Origin of the sequence: Cohnella sp. 56 (genome assembly GCF_037963805.1) — a bacterium.
In the GTDB taxonomy this organism is placed as follows: Bacteria; Bacillota; Bacilli; order Paenibacillales; family Paenibacillaceae; genus Cohnella.
On the sequence record NZ_JAZDQE010000005.1, the window covers coordinates 52,901 to 69,119 of the forward strand.

Here is a 16,219-nt window from a genome sequence, read left to right on the forward strand (position 1 = left end):
CCTCTCTTTTGTTGTCGGTTCCGAACAGGAATGACCGGCTTTCGTATTGCGGATACCGCTAAAGTATATTCCTTCGCCGCTCCCGGACAAACCGTACATATTTCTGCGGGGGGCTCGTATACATAGTACTACATTACGAGGGAAGCGATAAAGCGCGGCGCCCCTGCGGGAGGATAACGCCAATATGAAAACGAACAATCATCGCAAGTCATGGTGGAAGCTGCTGGCGGCGGGAGGACTGGCGATTGCGGTCTCGGGCTGCAGCTGGTCGGGTCAGGACCGCAAAGCCGCCGAACAGATCGACGCGCCTCCGTCCGCCGTGGAAAATCAAATGCTGCAGGCGGCCGAAGATACGATGGCGCAGATCGGGAACGCATCGGCCGCCGACGGGCTGACGGTCTATCTGGAAGACAGCAGAGGCTACATCGCCCCGATGACGCTGGACAGGTCTACCATGGAGAAAGGACAGAAGCAGGACGCTCCCGAGATCGAAGCGCTGGCCTGGCTCACGGCGGATTCCAAGCTGGCCGGACAGCTGCCTCCGGGCTTCACGCCGGTGCTGCCGAAGGGAACGACCGTCTCGTCCGTCGTCAAAAATACGGAATCCGGCACCGTGACCGTCGACTTCGCGAAGCCGCTGTCCGGCATCCCGGCATCGGACGAGCGCCGCGCGCTCGAGGCGATCGTATGGACGATGACGGAGCTGCCGGGCATCGACAAGGTGCATCTGACCGTCGCGGGACAGGCGATGACCGAGCTGCCGGCTTCCGGGGTGCCGGTGCCGGGCGTGCTGACGCGCAATATCGGCATCAACCTCGAGCAGGCGCCCAAGGTCAAGGCCAGCGAATCGATGGCCGTCACGCTTTATTTCTCCGCTAAGACCGAGCAGGGAGACGGCTACTTTGTCCCCGTGACCCGTCTCGTACAGCGTCAGAACGACCGCGCCAAGGCGGCGCTCGGCGAGCTGATCAAGGGGCCGCAGGATACGCAGAGCCTGGAGGCCGTCATGCTGTCCGATACGACAGTGGACGATCTGACCTTGAAGTCGGACACCGTGCAGGTCAAGCTCAAGGAGCAGAGCTGGGCGGCCGGTCAGCAGATGTCGCCGCTGACGATGGAGGGGCTGGTGCTGACCTTGACGGAGGCGACCGGCGCGCCGAAGGTCGCAGTGTCCGTCAACGGCAGCACCGAGCTGATGGATGCGAACAACGAAGCCTACGAGCAGCCCGTCGAGCGTCCGGCGCATATTAACGCGTATGCCGGCTAAGCCGGCGCGCCGCTAGCGGATCAATCCGGAGCCTTGGATCGACACGTCCGTGCGCACGTCGAACCGAATATGCGGATACAGCTGCTTCGTCCACAGTTCCCAGCTGCCTTTGGCATTGTGGCGATCGGCCAGATAGTGAAGCCCGAAGCCGTACGGATCGACGCCCGCATCGCGGATTTTGATGAGCAGCTGTTCGACCTCCTCCGAGAAGTGCTTGCCCATTTTTCGTTCCAGCCCGTCCCAGTTCTGCTCGAGCAGATGGGGCGGGCTTTGTTCGAGGAAGCCCTCGACGCGGACCTTGAGAATCGCGACCGGGTCCTTGCCCTTCGTCAGATCGATCCTCGCGTTCGTCTGGGTCACGGCAAGCACGACATTTAGCGGCTCGTGCGGCAGCGTGACGATCGTATTGTTCGTACCGAAGGCGGTCATGTTGAATAGCAGCGTTTCTTCCGGAGTCAGGTAGAGACGCGCTTTATTTTTATCCAGCAGCGCGGCACGGTCGATCTGGTAGGCATCCTTCAAAATACTGGCGATCGGCAGCGCCGGATCCAGGCCGGTCTCGTACATTCTGCGGTACAAGTCGAACAAGTAAGTCGTTACCGTATAGGCGGACTCCGTGCCTTCGTTGCCGAACGACAGGAAAAGCGAGTTGCCGGGATAACGTTCCGACTTCGGCTTCAGACTCGCCACCGAGAGCGCGTCCGGTTCGCCGATCATAAGGTTGGATACGCTCTGAATGTCGCGGCGGCGGGCCAGCCACTGCATCGAGTTGTAGAAGCCGTCCTTGTCGATCAGCGCCCGTCCGAATATGAATTCGCGGCAATGTCCGAACTCCAGCTCCTTGTCCACGGTCGCCTTCAAGTGGCGGACCGCCTCCGCGATCGACGGCGCATCCGCGGTCTGGACGATGGACATCGCGCCGCCCTCCTCGACCTTGGAGGACGGCAGCGCCAGCCGGAGCGTCACCCGGTAGGGCTTGGCCGGATTGTCGGAGTAATCGAAGCCGGTCGTGACGACGAAGTAGCGTTTGTCTATGTCTTTGAGCTGGCAGCCGCCGAGGAGCGAGCCGCCTATCACCAGCGCCGTGATGCCCGCGACGCAGGACAGCAGCCTTCTTGCGCTCATGATCGCTAATCACCGCCTTGTCGCTGCAGCGCTTGTTTTCGCTGGAGCCCTTTTTTTTGCATGAAGACGAACAGAAGCATCAGTACAACCAACGCCGTCTCGACAAAAAAACGCATGACCAGCCAGATCTCCGCCGCCAGCTTGTTGACCAGGTCATTGGTAAAGTATGCATAAGCGAAGGTGAGGCAGGTAAGCGTCAAGCATATCCACCAGTTGATGCGCGGGACGTTGACCTCGTCCGTCGCGGGCGGATACTTTTTGAAGCAAGCTTTGAAAAACTCCATGCCGGTATGCCAGGTGTTCATGACGAACAGCAGCGACAAAAACGTATAAAGCAGCAAAAACAGGTAAAGCACGCGCTGAATGAAGCCGTACTTCATCATCAGCGTGTCCGTCGTCACGCTCCATACATACAAGTAATCGCCGACGGCCTGGGTGCCGTGGAGGCCGATCGGCACGAAGAAGGACACAAGCAGAAAAAACGTGCCGACGATCGGAATCATCCAGCGAAAGCGAAACTTGAGATCGCGCGGATTGAGACGGTTGAACAGCGTAATATTCAGATGTCCGGAAAACACAAAGGTGGCTGCAAAAAAGCAAATGGCGGAAGGCGGCTGGCGGATGCCCCCGGTGGCGACGAGCCGGATGGCGTCCCAGTTAAGCCAAGGGCTGAACAGGGCCTTGAGCAAGATCCAGATGATGATCGGCGTGCACACGATGAGGAGCACCTCGTGCGTGAACTGGACCGAACGCGATGAGCGCGTCGCGGCCCACAGCGAGGCGAGCGCCATGATCGCCAGGTTGAGATAGGCGCTCGCCTCCGGATCGAAGAAGATGCCGATCGTATTGGAATAGGAGAACAGGACGATGATGCCCGCGCTGGCCCAGGTGACGACACCGATGATATTCAGGATGTTGGCGATCCAGACAGGCATGAACAGTCTGTAGATCTCGGGTAGTCCGAGGCCGGGGAAGCGCTGAAAGCAAGCCGAAGTAATATAGCTGTACAGCGTCCCGCATACGATGGCGAGCGGGAACGACGATACGGCCCCTCCGAACCGATGGTTGATCAGCACAAAGGGGACGAGCACCATGATATTGATCATACCGACGTAAAAGACGTGGTAGTAGTAGTACCGAATCATCGAAGATTCTCCCCCCTCTTGTTCCCCGTGTTATGAGTTGTTGCCGCTCGCCTTTCCCGCTTTGCTCTGGAACAGCGCAAAATAGGGCTCGCCGAAGCTGCGCATATTGCACAGGTACACAACCATTACGAACAGGGCGACGACGACGCCGACGAGTCCGGCGAAGACGGATATCGCGACGAACGCGTACTTCAGGATGCGGATGAAATAGCTGAACGTGGAGTTGGGCAGGACGAAGCTGGAGATTGCGACGACCGATGTGACGATAATCATGATGCTGCTCACGAGCCCCGCCTGCTGGGCGGCTTGGCCCAAAATAAGCCCGCCCACCGTCGCCGCCGTCGAGCCGACTGTCCGGGGCAGGCGCAGGCTGGCTTCGATAAGCGCTTCGATCATGAACAGCATGAGCAGCACCTCGATGAACGAGGGATAGGGCACGGCCGCGCGGCTGCCGTCGATCGTGAATGCCAGCTGAATTCTGAACACCTCCGGATTGTAGGACACGATCGAGATATAAAGCGCGGGCAGCGTGAGTGTCAGCAGCATCGCGACATAGCGCAGACCGACCAGAAAGCGGCTCATAAACGTCGGCTCGTACAGATCGTCCATGGCGTACATGAAGTCGAAGAAATGGACGGGGAGAAGCACGGCGAAGCGGCTGCCGTCCAGCAGGACGGCGAGCTTGCCTTTGTTCAGATGCGTACACAGACGATCCGGGCGCTCCGTAATTTGCGTGATCGGGAACAGGCGATACTTGGCGTGCGACAGCTGCTTGGAGAGCTGGCCCGCCGACATGAGGAGGCCTTTGTCGATTTGCTCGAGCCGCCGCCGTACTTCCTTCAGCGTCGTCTCGTTGCGTTTCGTCCGGTCGTAGATCAGCGCGAGCTTGGATTTGGACAAGTTATTCGGATCGAAGTCCTCGACGGACAGATCGGGCGTATTGTACATATTGCGCACCAGCATCATGTTGAAGTCGAGATTTTCCGTAAAAGCCGCCTGCGGCCCCTGCAGCGATACTTCGACCTTCGTCTCCTCTGGCGTGATCTGCAGCATTCGAATCGCGCGATATACGTACACTTCGCCTTCATAGGCGATCAGCGTATGCCCTTTGAGCAGGTACCCGCTCCATTGATCCGATGCGATACCTCGGAAAAAGGAGTTGCTCGAATGCAGCATGCGGCGGAACTCATCCGGATCGAACCGATAGGTGAAGGGCTTGAGAACGTACTCGTTCAGCTGGAACAAATCGACCATGCCCGGGAACAGCGCGATCTCCAGCCTGGCGTAGCCGTTGTCCATCATATCCGTCGCGAGATCCGCCGGATCGCCGAGCATTTCTTTAATTTGCTCAATCAAGCTCGCCGTCCCCTTTCATTTCCTTTCCGCTTAGATTGCCCTGATTCTGGGAATCCATTCGGACTTGCCTGCCGCCGTCTCACCGGCAGCGCAGATGCCGAATACAGGCAATCGGAGATGCTTTTGGCCGGCCACTCTGGTAAAATGGGTAGGATTTGTCGGGAGGATGCATGTCCGTCGGCGTGAGTTCAAGGAGGAATGGAAATGTTGAGATCGGACGGAAGAGAGCGCGGCGAGCTCAGACCGCTGACCGTCGTGCTGAATCCGAATAAATACGCCGAAGGCTCGGTGCAGATCGAGATGGGCGATACGAAGGTGCTGGTCACGGCCACGGTAGAGGAGCGCGTGCCGCCGTTCATGAAGGGGCAGGGCAGAGGCTGGGTGACGGCGGAATATTCGATGCTGCCGCGCGCGACGCACTCGCGCAACCAGCGGGAGTCCGTGAAGGGCAAGCAGGTCGGGCGCACGATGGAGATTCAGCGCCTGATCGGCCGGGCGCTCCGCTCCGTCGTCAAGCTCGAGGCGCTCGGCGAGCGCACGATCACGCTGGATTGCGACGTGCTGCAGGCGGACGGCGGCACGCGGACAACCTCGATCACCGGCGCGTTCATCGCGCTCGCGCTCGCCGTTCACAAGCTGTCGGCAGTGCACGCGTTCGCGACGTATCCGCTCACGGACTATCTGGCTTCCGTCAGCGTCGGCGTGCTGGGCGGGGAGACGCTGCTCGACCTGAATTATGCCGAGGATTCCAAGGCCAAGGTCGACATGAACGTCGTCATGACGGGCGCAGGCGCATTCGTCGAGGTGCAGGGGACGGGCGAGGAGCAGCCGTTCTCCCGTGCGGAGCTGGACGGCATGCTCGGACTCGCGGAGTCGGGCATCGCGCAGCTGATCGAGCGGCAGCGCGAGACGCTGGGCGAGGCGGGCGCCCGGATCGGGACGGTGCGCGCATGAGGCTCGCGGCGGGCGACACGCTGCTCATCGCGACGCGCAACAAGGGCAAGACGGCGGAGTTCAGAGCCGCCTTCGCCGCGCTCGGCGTTCAGGTCGCGGACCTGAACGAATACGAGGGCGGACGGGACATCCCGGACATCGTCGAGGATGGCGATACGTTCGAGGCCAACGCCACGATCAAGGCGAAGGCCGTATCCGACGCGACGGGCCTGCCCGCGCTGGCGGACGACTCGGGCCTCGTCGTCGACGCGCTCGGCGGCGCGCCCGGGGTGTACTCCGCCCGCTATGCGGGCGAAGGCGCGAGCGACGCGGACAACAACGCGAAGCTGCTCCGCGAGCTTGAGGCGGCCGGCGCATCCGTGGCCGGGGCGGATGCGCCTGGTGTGCCCGCTCCGCTCAGCACAGCCCGCTTCGTCAGCTGCCTCGTCATCTACAAGCCGGGCGGCGATACGCTGAGCGCCGAAGGGACCGTCGAAGGCTATGTTACGGGCGCCCCGCGGGGCGCAGGCGGCTTCGGCTACGACCCGCTGTTCTGGCTGCCCGCGCAGGGCCGGTCGATGGCGGAGCTGTCCGTTGCCGACAAAAATGCGATCAGCCACCGGGGGCAGGCGCTTGCGGAGCTGCTGCGGCAGCTGGAGCGGAGCTAGCATGCTTCTGTCGTAGCTGCGCCCGATGGGCGCACGAATAGATTTTGCTTGGAGACACTCGACGAACCCTTCGCGGTTCGTCGGGTGTTTTTTTTCGTCGCCAGAATATATAGCTTTTGGGCGAGGTCAGGATGTGCTGCAAGCGAGAAAACCACCGCTACAGGAGCGGAGAGTGTGCAGGAACGCGCTGCAAGCGAGAAACGCGCGGCTACAGGCGCGAGCGCCCGCTGCAAGCGAGAAAACCACCGCTACAGAAGCGACGAGTACGCCGGACCGTGCTGCAAGCGAGAAACGCGCGGCTACAGGAGCGAGCGCCCGTCGTAAGCGAGAAAACTGCCGTGTGCCGGACATGCGCCCGGTATCTCGGCATCTCCGGACAAAGCGCAGCTTTTGCGCGTTTTTTTGTAGCCTTCACCATTGATATGTATCATTTTTAGTTGCATTTACAAATTTTAAATGCGCTTGCAACTCTGTAAGATGAAGTCATTGGTACAGCATCATGGCAAGCAGGAGGGGTGATCGTGGCGCAAATGTCCACGCGGACGGAAGACGTATTGCTGACCAAAAACAGCAATGTCGTCGTCAGATTTATCAGGCAGTGGGACATTCAATTGATGGTATGGCCCGCACTCGTGCTCATCTTTATTTTCAGCTACCTTCCGATGTACGGCATTATTACGGCATTCAAAGAGTACAACGTGCTCGTCGGCATGAATGCCAGTCCATGGGTCGGATTGCAGCATTTCCGGGATTTCTTCAACAGCCCCGACTTCAACCGCATCATGCGCAATACGATCGTCATCTCGTCGCTCAAGCTGCTGATCGGCTTCCCGGCGCCGATCTTCCTGGCGCTCATGCTGAACGAGGTCAAGAACCGGTACTTCAAGAACTTCGTCCAGAGCATCACCTACTTGCCGTTCTTCATCTCGTGGGTCATCGTGACCGGGCTCGTCATCTCGATGCTGTCCGTCGACAACGGCAGCATCAATATCGCGCTCGAGCGGGTGGGTGCGATCGACGGACCCCTGAACTGGCTGTCGATCAAGGAATACTTCTGGGCGATTCTGATCACGACGAACGTATGGAAGGACATCGGCTTCAACTCCATTGTCTTCATCGCCGCCATCGCCGGCGTCGACCCGCATTTGTACGAGGCGGCCGAGATGGACGGGGCGGGACGGATCAAGCGCATCTTCCTGATCACGCTGCCCGGCATCATGCCCGTCGTCGTCATCTTCCTGGTGCTCGCCATCGGCAATCTGCTCAATGCGGGCTTCGAAGACATCCTCCTGCTGTCCAAAAATCCGATCCTCTGGAAAGTATCCGACGTCATCGATACGTACGTCTACCGGAACGGAATCGAGAACATGCGGTACTCGTTCGCCACGGCGATCGGCCTGTTCAAAGCCGTCATCAACGTCGTGCTGCTCGTGCTGGCCAACAGGCTCGCGCGGCGCTGGGGGAGCAGCCTATGGTAATCGACATTACGCGCCCGGGAGGCATCGGACTGCATGAATAGGCTATCGCTCGGCGACCGGTCATTTACGATATTCATTTATACAGCGCTCGCGCTGCTTGCATTCTCCTGCTTCTATCCGTTCTGGAATGCGCTTGTCATCTCGCTCAATACGGGCTCGGACACCTCGCTGGGGGGCGTGACCTTCTGGCCGCGGGACTTCACTTGGGAGAACTATCGCATCATCTTCAAAAACGACAACCTGCTGGGCGCCTTCGGCATCTCCGTCGCCCGGACGGTGCTCGGCACGCTTACCTCCATCTTCGCGACCTCGCTGCTTGCCTACGGCATGACCGTGCCGGGATTGATGGGGCGCAAATATTACATGGTCTTCTTCGTCGTCACGATGTATTTCGGCGGCGGGCTGATCCCGACCTTCATTCTGATCAACAACCTGCATCTGATGGACAAATTTCTCGTGTACATCATTCCTTCGATGATCAATGTGTGGAACATGATTATTTTCCGGACATTTTTCAAAGGATTGCCCGACGGCTTGCAGGAGGCGGCCAAGATCGACGGCTGCGGACCTTGGCAGACTTACTTCCGCATCGTGCTGCCGCTGTCGGGGCCGGTGCTCGCCACGCTGTCGCTGTTCACGGCCATCTATCACTGGAACGAATGGTTTTACGCCGCGATCTACATCCAGACGGATGCGCTCCGCCCGATCCAGGCGGTGCTCAGGCAGATTTTGTATTCGAACATCGTGTCCCAGAACGTCTCTAATCTCGATGCGGGCTCCGTGGCCGCCATGGCCCGCATGCAGCAGGTCACGAGCAAGTCGCTGTCCAACGCGATCATGATGGTCGCCACGATTCCGATCATCCTCGTCTATCCGTTCCTCCAGCGCTTTTTCGTCAAGGGCGTGCTGGTCGGATCGCTCAAGGAGTAGTGCCCGGCTTGCGGGCCGCCTTATGGAAGGGTATAAAGCTTTGCGCTTTAACCATATATGCAATTATTATTTAGGAGAGAGGGGCTTTAACAGAATGTCGAAGATCAAAAAAGCTTGGCTGGGCTCCGCAGCCGGCGCGCTCGTGCTGGCTACCGTTCTGGCCGGCTGCGCGGGCGGCAGCAAGAACAACAATGCTCAAGGCTCCGCATCGGCGTCCCCTGCGCCGTCCGCTGCCGCGACTGGCTCGGGCAGCGCCTCGGCGCCTGCCGGGACCGGCTGGGAATTCGGCTCCGAGCCGCTGACCGTGTCGCTCTACGGCCACTATGACTGGTATGCCGCGCCGCCCTGGGGCGAGGACGAGTCGTCCAAGTGGATCAGGGACAACAAGAAGCTGACGATGAACTTCATCCCGTCGGCCAACAACTCCAAGCAAAAGCTGACGACGATGATGTCCACCAAAGAACTGCCGGACGTCATCTGGCTCGACCGGGGCTCCGCGGAATACGAGATGCTGCGCAAGGGCGGCATGCTCGTCGCGCTCGACGAATACATGGAGAAGTATCCGAATCTCAGAACGTATCTGATGAAAGAAACGGCGAACCTCCTGCGTGCCGAGGACGGAAAGCTGTACCAGTTCCCGAACTGGTATACGAACAAGGACAAGCCGATCGGCAATGCCGGCTATGTCGTCAACAAAAAAATCTACGAGGAGCTCGGCTCGCCGAAGCTTGAGACGACCGACGATCTGTACAATTACCTGAAGTCCGTCAAGGAGAAGTACGGCAACGCGATCGTGCCGTTCGAGCCCGACCAGACGATCGACGGCCAAGGTCTCGACGTGCTGTACTCCGCATTCGGCGAGGGCGCGCTGAACCGCTGGGTCGGCAACCGCTCCTATCCGCAGGGCGACAAGCTGACGTCCATCTTCAAGGACCCGGTATACCGCGAGTCCATGCAGTACGCCGCCAAGCTGTTCCGCGAAGGCTTGATGTCGCAGGATGCGATGACGCAGACCCGCGACCAGATCAAGGAGAAGATTCTGAACGGCAAGGTAGCCGTCTACGCATGCAGCAATCCGACGGAATTCGCCCCGGAAGGCCACGAGAAGCTCAAGGAAAAAGATCCGAACGCCGGCTACTTCATGATCAAGCCGATCGCGAAGCCGGGTCTCGATCGGAGCAAGATCTATCCGGGCACGTACGCGACGCTCGGCTGGAACGTCGCCGTCATCACGAAGTCGGCCAAAGATCCCGAGAAAGTGTTCGCGATGCTCGACTGGATGACCGGTCCCGAAGGCACGTCCGTGCTGCACTGGGGCCCTCCCGGCAAGTACTGGGAAGGCGTGCAGGCCGACGGCATCACACCGGTGTTCAAGGATACGTACTGGCAAGACTCGAAGGGGCTCGCAGAGCTGCAGACGACCACGGGCCAACTGCAGTGGGTGGGCAACACGGTATTCCAGGATAAGGTCAAGGCGCAGTATGAAGATACGCTGCCCGACGACAAGCGCAGTTGGCAGCTCAAGTATCAGTACCAGATTACCTGGCCGTCCTCTGCGGATGCGACCGAGTATGCCAACCTGATGCCGGCCAAAAACAGCGATGCCGGTATCGCGCAGACGGCTGTCGAAGATATTTACAAAGAATCCCGCGCCGCAGCGCTGTACGCGAAGAGCGACGACGAAGTAATCAAGATTATGGACCAGGCGGACTCCGATGCAATGGCGGTAGGCTACCAGAAGTTCCTCGATTACCAGACCGAGAGATGGCAGCGCAACCTGAAGATCATGAAGGGCGAATAAACGTCATTCCCAGGCTATAGGGCAGGAGAGTATACTTAACGGTATACTCTCCTTTTTCACAGAACGGAGGCGGCGGACGATGTACCGAATCTTGCTGGCGGACGACGATATTCTGGATCTGGAGGGCATGAAGACGTTCATTCCCTGGCGGGACCTCGGCATGGAAGTCGCCGGTACCGCGAACAACGGGTTCGCGGCGCTGGAGATTCTCGAGCGCGAGCCCGTGGACGTGCTGGTCAGCGATATTCGCATGCCGAACATGACGGGGCTGGAGCTGGCGAAGCGCGCCAGGGAGAAGCGGGCGAACCTGCGCGTCATTTTCGTCAGCGGCCACCAGGACTTCCAATATGCGAAGCAGGCGATGTCGCTCAATGCGTTCGGCTATGTGCTCAAGCCGATGGACGATCGGGAGCTGGTCGGCGCGCTGCTGGACGTCAAGCGGGAGCTCGATTCGGAGCGGACCCGGCACGAAAAGGAAGAAACGTACCGTCAGCTCGTACCGGCCGCCAAAAACGACTATTTGCTGCGCCTGCTTGAATCCGAGCCGGATTCGGCGGACTCCGCCGCGCTGCGCCGGCAATTTTGCACGGACGACTGGGACTGGCCGCTGCGCGTCTACGTCGTCGAGATCGACGACTACGCATCGAAGCTGGGCCAGTATGCGCCGGAGGCGCGCAAGGCCGCGCTCAGTCAGCTGGAGAAGCTGCTGATCGGCGGCATGAACGCGCGGGGCGTCGATCAGATCTGCAAGCTGTCGAAGACGCGATGTGCCGTGCTCGCGAACGCGCGGCGCGAGGAGGAGCTGTTCGGTCCGTTCATGGCCGGCGTACGGCAGACGCTCCCGTTCACGCTGACGATCGGCACGGGCGTCTCGGCATCGTGCTCCGCGGAGCTGCAGCATGCCTATGGAGAGGCGCTGGCGGCGCTCGATCAGAAGATGCTGCGCGGCAAGGACCGGATATTGGCGTACGAGGCAAGCGTCAGCAGCGAGCTGAAGGATCTGAGGGATCTCGACCGGCATCTCGAAGCGATGATGCTGGCGGTGTCGGCGTACGATCTGGTGCGGATTCACGACGAGCTGTCCCATGTATTTCAGCTGGTGTCCCAATACGGCTCCCGCATTACGATCCGTCACTTCGCCATGTACGTGCTGATGAAGATGAACGAGCAGCTGCGGTCGGCGAACGAGGATCTGTACAAGCTGCTCGGTCTGGAGCTTAAAAATCTGGAGATTCTGCTCGAGTTCGAGACGATCGGCGACATTCACGCCTGGCTCCGCAGGCGCGTCTTCGAGCTGTCGGAGACGATCCAGGCGAAGCGTCACTCCAAAAACGGCAAGCTGGTGCAGAGCGTCGTCGAAGATATCCGCAGCCGGCTGGACGAGAACATTACGCTGCGGGACGTCGCGGAGCGGTTTTCCTTTTCACCGAACTATCTGGGCCTGCTGTTCAAGGAGGAGACGTCCCGCAACTTCAGCGAGTACGTCGTGGATCTGCGCATGGAGAAGGCGCAGCAGCTGCTAACGACGACAAAGCTCAAAATATACGAGGTTGCAGATCGGGTGGGCTATCGCTACCTCCCTTATTTTAGCCGCCAATTCAAAGAAACGACCGGCATGACGCCGCTCGAATACCGGAGAAAGCACTAAGCCCCGCGCAGGAGGAGCAGCCAACTTGAACGCGTCTCTGTCTACTGGCAAATCGTATATCCCGTTCGGCTACAAGCTGATGCTGTCCTACGCGGCGTTCATCATGATCCCGGTTCTCCTCGTCGGCTATGCGGCCAATTCGATCTTCGTCGGCTCGGTCAGGGAGCAGACCCGCACCGCGATCCAGGGCACGCTTCGGCAGATGAGCGACAATATCGCCTATCAGCTGGGAGACATCCGGCGCATCTCGGATATGCTGTATCTCGACAATGCGCTGGCCGATATTTTGTACAACTACGACGAAGGCTTCATCACCTACCAGAATACGCGCAGCTACATCATCCCGAGGCTCGAGACGATGCTGAACGCGACGGGCAACAAGGTGTGGATCTCCCTGTACCTTCACAACGACAGATTCAAGGAGATCTACAACGACTACGGCGGGCTCGATCCGCTCCTGTCCAACAAGCGGCTGTTCGATATTTATCACATCGGGCGCATCGAGGACAAGGCGTGGTACTGGAACTATCCGGAGGAGCGCTTCGGAGAGACGCATCAATGGATGCAGATCGAGGACGATATCGCGCACCACCGCATTTCGTTTCTGAGGAGAATTTTGAATTACAGCCGCTACGAGCCCAGCGAGATCGCTTTTTTGCGGATCAGCATCCATCTGTCCGACATATTGCAGAGCCTGGACTACCGCAAGATCGGCAACGGCTCAACCTTGTATATTACCAACGAGAGCGATCGCATCATCAGTCTGTCCGGGCAAACGGCGCTGAAGGAAGGCGATCGTCTGGACCCTGCGCCGCTGGACAAGCATTTGCTGATCGAGCATCCCTTCCCGGGCGATACGGGCTGGACGATCAAGGCGCTGGTGAGCAATTCGATCATCGAGAAAAACTCGGCCAAGGTTCACCGGCTTACGATTTTTGTCTGCCTGGTCAGCTTCGTTACGTTTGCGCTCGCCGCCATCTTCGTGTCCAGATACTTTTCGAGACGCGTTCAGAAGATCGTCTCCGTCGCGGATGCGTTCCAGGAGGGGGACTTCCACAAGCGCATCAACTTCAAGGGCAACGACGAATTCACGCAGATCGGGAGCGCGCTCAACGAGATGGGACACAACATCGGGAGCCTGATCCGGGAAGTGTACGTCAAGGATGTGCAAAAAAAAGAGGCGGAGCTGGTCTCGCTGCAGGCGCAGATCAACCCGCACTTCCTATATAATACGCTCTCGTCCATCAGCAGGCTGGCCAAGTTCGGCGAGGTGGACAAGCTGCACCGCATGGTGCTCGATCTGGCGACGTTCTACAGGCTGTCGCTCTCCGACGGCAAGTACTTCATCCCGGTCTGGCAGGAGCTCGAGCAGGCGCGCGCCTATGTCGATATTCAGAAAATCAAAAACGGCGAGCTGATGGACGTCCTGTACGATATCGACCCTGCGATCGCCCCGTATTCCATGATCAAGCTCACGCTGCAGCCGTTCATCGAGAACGTCCTCGAGCACGGATGGCGCGGAGACCGGATCACGATCCGGCTGACCGGCCGTCTCGAGCAGGGCAATCTGGTGTTCCGGATCATCGACGACGGCGTCGGCTTCAGGGCCGACACGATCAGGCGGATATTCGCCGCGGACGATACGTCGAAGGCCGGCTACGGCGTACGCAATGTCGATCAGCGCATCAAGCTGCATTACGGCCAGGCGTTCGGCGTCTCGATCGGCAGCCGGCCGGGCATCGGCGCGACGATCCGCATCGTATTCCCGGCGACCCGCGGCGCCGGCGGCCGGGAAGCCTGACCCGGATTCGGATGACTGCGCCAGAGCAGGCCGCACCTCCAGCGCGGAGATGCGGCCTGCTCTCGCTGCTTAATACGGTTATACGATGCGGACCTTGTATGCGCGGAGCCAGTAGTCGACCTGCAGCAGATAGGCAAACAGCTGCGGACCGCTCATGAGCTGGCCGAACCAGGGCAGGTTGGTGCTCGCGTCCGCCGTTTCGGCGATTTGCCGGACTTTGTGCCTGTCGATCAGCTGCAGCAGCGGGGACGACGCATCGTCGAGCCGCTCCAGCAGGCGGTTCTTGACGGCGGCGAGGTAGTTCGGGTTGTGCGTTTTCGGATAAGGGCTCTTCTTGCGGTAGAGCACGTCGTGCGGCAGGACGCCCTCGAGCGATTTGCGCAGAATGCCCTTCTCCCGGTCGCCCGCCTGCTTGATGCGCCACGGCACGTTGAATACGTAATCGACGAGCCGATGATCGCAATAGGGCACGCGCACCTCGAGACCGGCGGCCATGCTCATCCGGTCCTTGCGGTCGAGCAGCGTCGGCATGAAGCGGGTGATGTTCAGGTAGGACATGCGGCGCATCAGCTGCTGGCTCTCGTCCTCTCCAGGCAGCGCAGGCACCTCAGCGACGGCCTGGGCGTACCGGTCGGTCACATATTGCTGCGGACGGATCGCCGACAGCAGCTCCGGCGACAGGATGCTCTCGCGCAGTTCGACGGACAGCGACCACGGGAAGGTGCCGGCTTCGAGCGCTTCCTTGCGGTGGAACCAAGGGTAGCCGCCGAACACTTCGTCGGCGGCTTCGCCGGATACGGCGACGGTCGCGCCCTTCTTGATCTCGCGGCAGAACAAGTACAGGGAGGCGTCGATGTCGGCCATGCCGGGATAGTCCTTGGCTCTCACCGCAGTCTCCAGCGCGTCTGCGAGCTCGGGCGTATCGAACTGAATCGGATGATGGTTCGTCCGCAGATGCTCCACCATACGCGCGATCCACGGCGCGTCCGCGTTGGGCTGGAAGTCGTGCGCCTTGAAGTGCTTGTCGTTGTCGACATAGTCGACCGAGTACGTATCGACGTTGCCCTGGCCCGTGCGGTCGTAATAAGCGACGGCCAGCGCGGTCAGCGCGCTCGAGTCGAGGCCGCCCGACAGCAGCGTACAGACGGGCACGTCGGAGGCGAGCTGGCGCTCGAGCGTATCGGCCAGCAGCTCGCCGATGCGGGCAGCGGTGGCGGCTTCGTCGTCTTCGTGCTCCCGGCTCTCAAGCTGCCAGTACGTCCGTATGCGCGCGCCGTCACGGTCGTAGGAGAGCGTCTGGCCGGGCTTCAGCTCGGACATGCCGCGCCAGACGCCGTGACCGGGCGTCCGCGCCGGACCGAGCACGAACAGCTCGGCGAGCCCTTCGCCGTCGATCTCCGGCGCGACGTCCGGATGCGCCAGGATCGCCTTGGGCTCCGAGCCGAACAGCAGCCGGCCCGCCTCCAGCCGGTAGAACAGCGGCTTGACGCCGAGTCTGTCGCGCGCCATGAACAGCCGCTGCTCGAGCGAATGCCAGACGGCGAACGCGAAGATGCCGTTGAGCCGGTCCACGCATGCCGGTCCCCACTCCACGTATGCTTGCAGCAGCACCTCGGTATCGCAGTTCGTCTTGAACACGTAGCCTAGCGCCTGCAGCTCCCGCTTGAGCTCGGGCGCATTGTATAATTCTCCGTTATAGACGAGGACGCAATCGTGGTCCTCCGCTTCCTTGGACGGACGCACCATCGGCTGCGCGCCGTTCTCCGGGTCCATGACGGACAAGCGGCGGTGTCCGAACGCGCAGTGCCGGGACAGCCACGTGCCAGAGGCATCGGGGCCGCGCAGCTCCAGCGTCTCCGTCATGCGCTCGAGCACGTCGGCCTGCTGCGTCAAGTCCCGATTCCAATCGATCCAGCCTGTTATTCCGCACATGGCTAATCGCAACCTCCCCGTTGTATGTGCCTGGCTGCCTGCGAATGGGGCAGAACCAATCAAAGGATGTGTATGCGGATTTTCGAGTAAAATGTCTGTCCTTGCGGAAAATAAGGACGGCGCCCGAAAGGAGTT

The 16,219-nt window shown here is 60.1% G+C and carries 12 protein-coding genes; 8 read left to right on the forward strand and 4 right to left on the reverse strand.

Features of this window, described 5'->3' with window-relative positions:
- Window positions 1-184: 184 nt before the first annotated feature.
- Entirely contained in the window at window positions 185-1,267 is a 1,083-nt protein-coding gene (locus VQ071_RS10910; protein ID WP_340514033.1) for a GerMN domain-containing protein, read from the forward strand.
- A 12-nt stretch (window positions 1,268-1,279) separates the two neighbouring features.
- Here the strand turns inward: VQ071_RS10910 and VQ071_RS10915 are convergent, their stop codons facing one another.
- The 3 genes from VQ071_RS10915 to VQ071_RS10925 are packed head-to-tail and all read right to left on the reverse strand — an operon-like array spanning window position 1,280 to window position 4,893.
- Window positions 1,280-2,392, reverse strand: coding sequence for a Ger(x)C family spore germination protein (locus VQ071_RS10915; protein ID WP_340514034.1), 1,113 nt, complete (start codon window positions 2,390-2,392; stop codon window positions 1,280-1,282).
- A 5-nt stretch (window positions 2,393-2,397) separates the two neighbouring features.
- Window positions 2,398-3,537: a hypothetical protein gene (locus VQ071_RS10920; RefSeq protein ID WP_340514035.1), complete on the reverse strand. Its 1,140-nt coding sequence runs from the start codon at window positions 3,535-3,537 to the stop codon at window positions 2,398-2,400.
- Window positions 3,538-3,567: 30 nt separating this feature from the next.
- Window positions 3,568-4,893, reverse strand: a complete 1,326-nt coding sequence (locus VQ071_RS10925; RefSeq protein WP_340514036.1) for a spore germination protein — start codon at window positions 4,891-4,893, stop codon at window positions 3,568-3,570.
- Between the two features lie 204 nt (window positions 4,894-5,097).
- On the opposite strand from VQ071_RS10925, the gene rph reads away from it, so the two are divergent.
- The 7 genes from rph to VQ071_RS10960 all read left to right on the forward strand — a co-directional run bounded on the left by rph (window position 5,098) and on the right by VQ071_RS10960 (window position 14,152).
- Window positions 5,098-5,847, forward strand: a complete 750-nt coding sequence (rph, locus tag VQ071_RS10930; RefSeq protein WP_340514037.1) for a ribonuclease PH — start codon at window positions 5,098-5,100, stop codon at window positions 5,845-5,847.
- A complete protein-coding gene (rdgB, locus tag VQ071_RS10935) occupies window positions 5,844-6,494 on the forward strand; it encodes an RdgB/HAM1 family non-canonical purine NTP pyrophosphatase (protein ID WP_340514038.1) in 651 nt (216 codons plus the stop codon). Before rph ends, rdgB begins: the two co-directional genes overlap by 4 nt.
- A gap of 530 nt (window positions 6,495-7,024) precedes the next feature.
- Window positions 7,025-7,972 carry an ABC transporter permease gene (locus VQ071_RS10940; protein WP_340514358.1) on the forward strand — a complete coding sequence of 316 codons (948 nt, stop codon included), beginning with the start codon at window positions 7,025-7,027 and terminating at the stop codon, window positions 7,970-7,972.
- Window positions 7,973-8,005: 33 nt separating this feature from the next.
- On the forward strand, window positions 8,006-8,902 hold the full coding sequence (locus VQ071_RS10945; protein ID WP_340514039.1) for a carbohydrate ABC transporter permease: 897 nt from the start codon (window positions 8,006-8,008) through the stop codon (window positions 8,900-8,902).
- A gap of 94 nt (window positions 8,903-8,996) precedes the next feature.
- Window positions 8,997-10,703 (forward strand): ABC transporter substrate-binding protein, encoded by a 1,707-nt coding sequence (locus VQ071_RS10950; RefSeq protein ID WP_340514040.1) that lies wholly within the window; start codon window positions 8,997-8,999, stop codon window positions 10,701-10,703.
- 79 nt (window positions 10,704-10,782) lie between these two features.
- Window positions 10,783-12,351, forward strand: coding sequence for a response regulator (locus tag VQ071_RS10955; protein ID WP_340514041.1), 1,569 nt, complete (start codon window positions 10,783-10,785; stop codon window positions 12,349-12,351).
- Between the two features lie 25 nt (window positions 12,352-12,376).
- Window positions 12,377-14,152 (forward strand): cache domain-containing sensor histidine kinase, encoded by a 1,776-nt coding sequence (locus VQ071_RS10960; protein WP_340514042.1) that lies wholly within the window; start codon window positions 12,377-12,379, stop codon window positions 14,150-14,152.
- 78 nt (window positions 14,153-14,230) lie between these two features.
- Here VQ071_RS10960 and asnB read toward each other — a convergent pair whose 3' ends face one another.
- On the reverse strand, window positions 14,231-16,084 hold the full coding sequence (asnB, locus tag VQ071_RS10965; protein WP_340514043.1) for an asparagine synthase (glutamine-hydrolyzing): 1,854 nt from the start codon (window positions 16,082-16,084) through the stop codon (window positions 14,231-14,233).
- Between the last annotated feature and the right edge of the window lie 135 nt (window positions 16,085-16,219).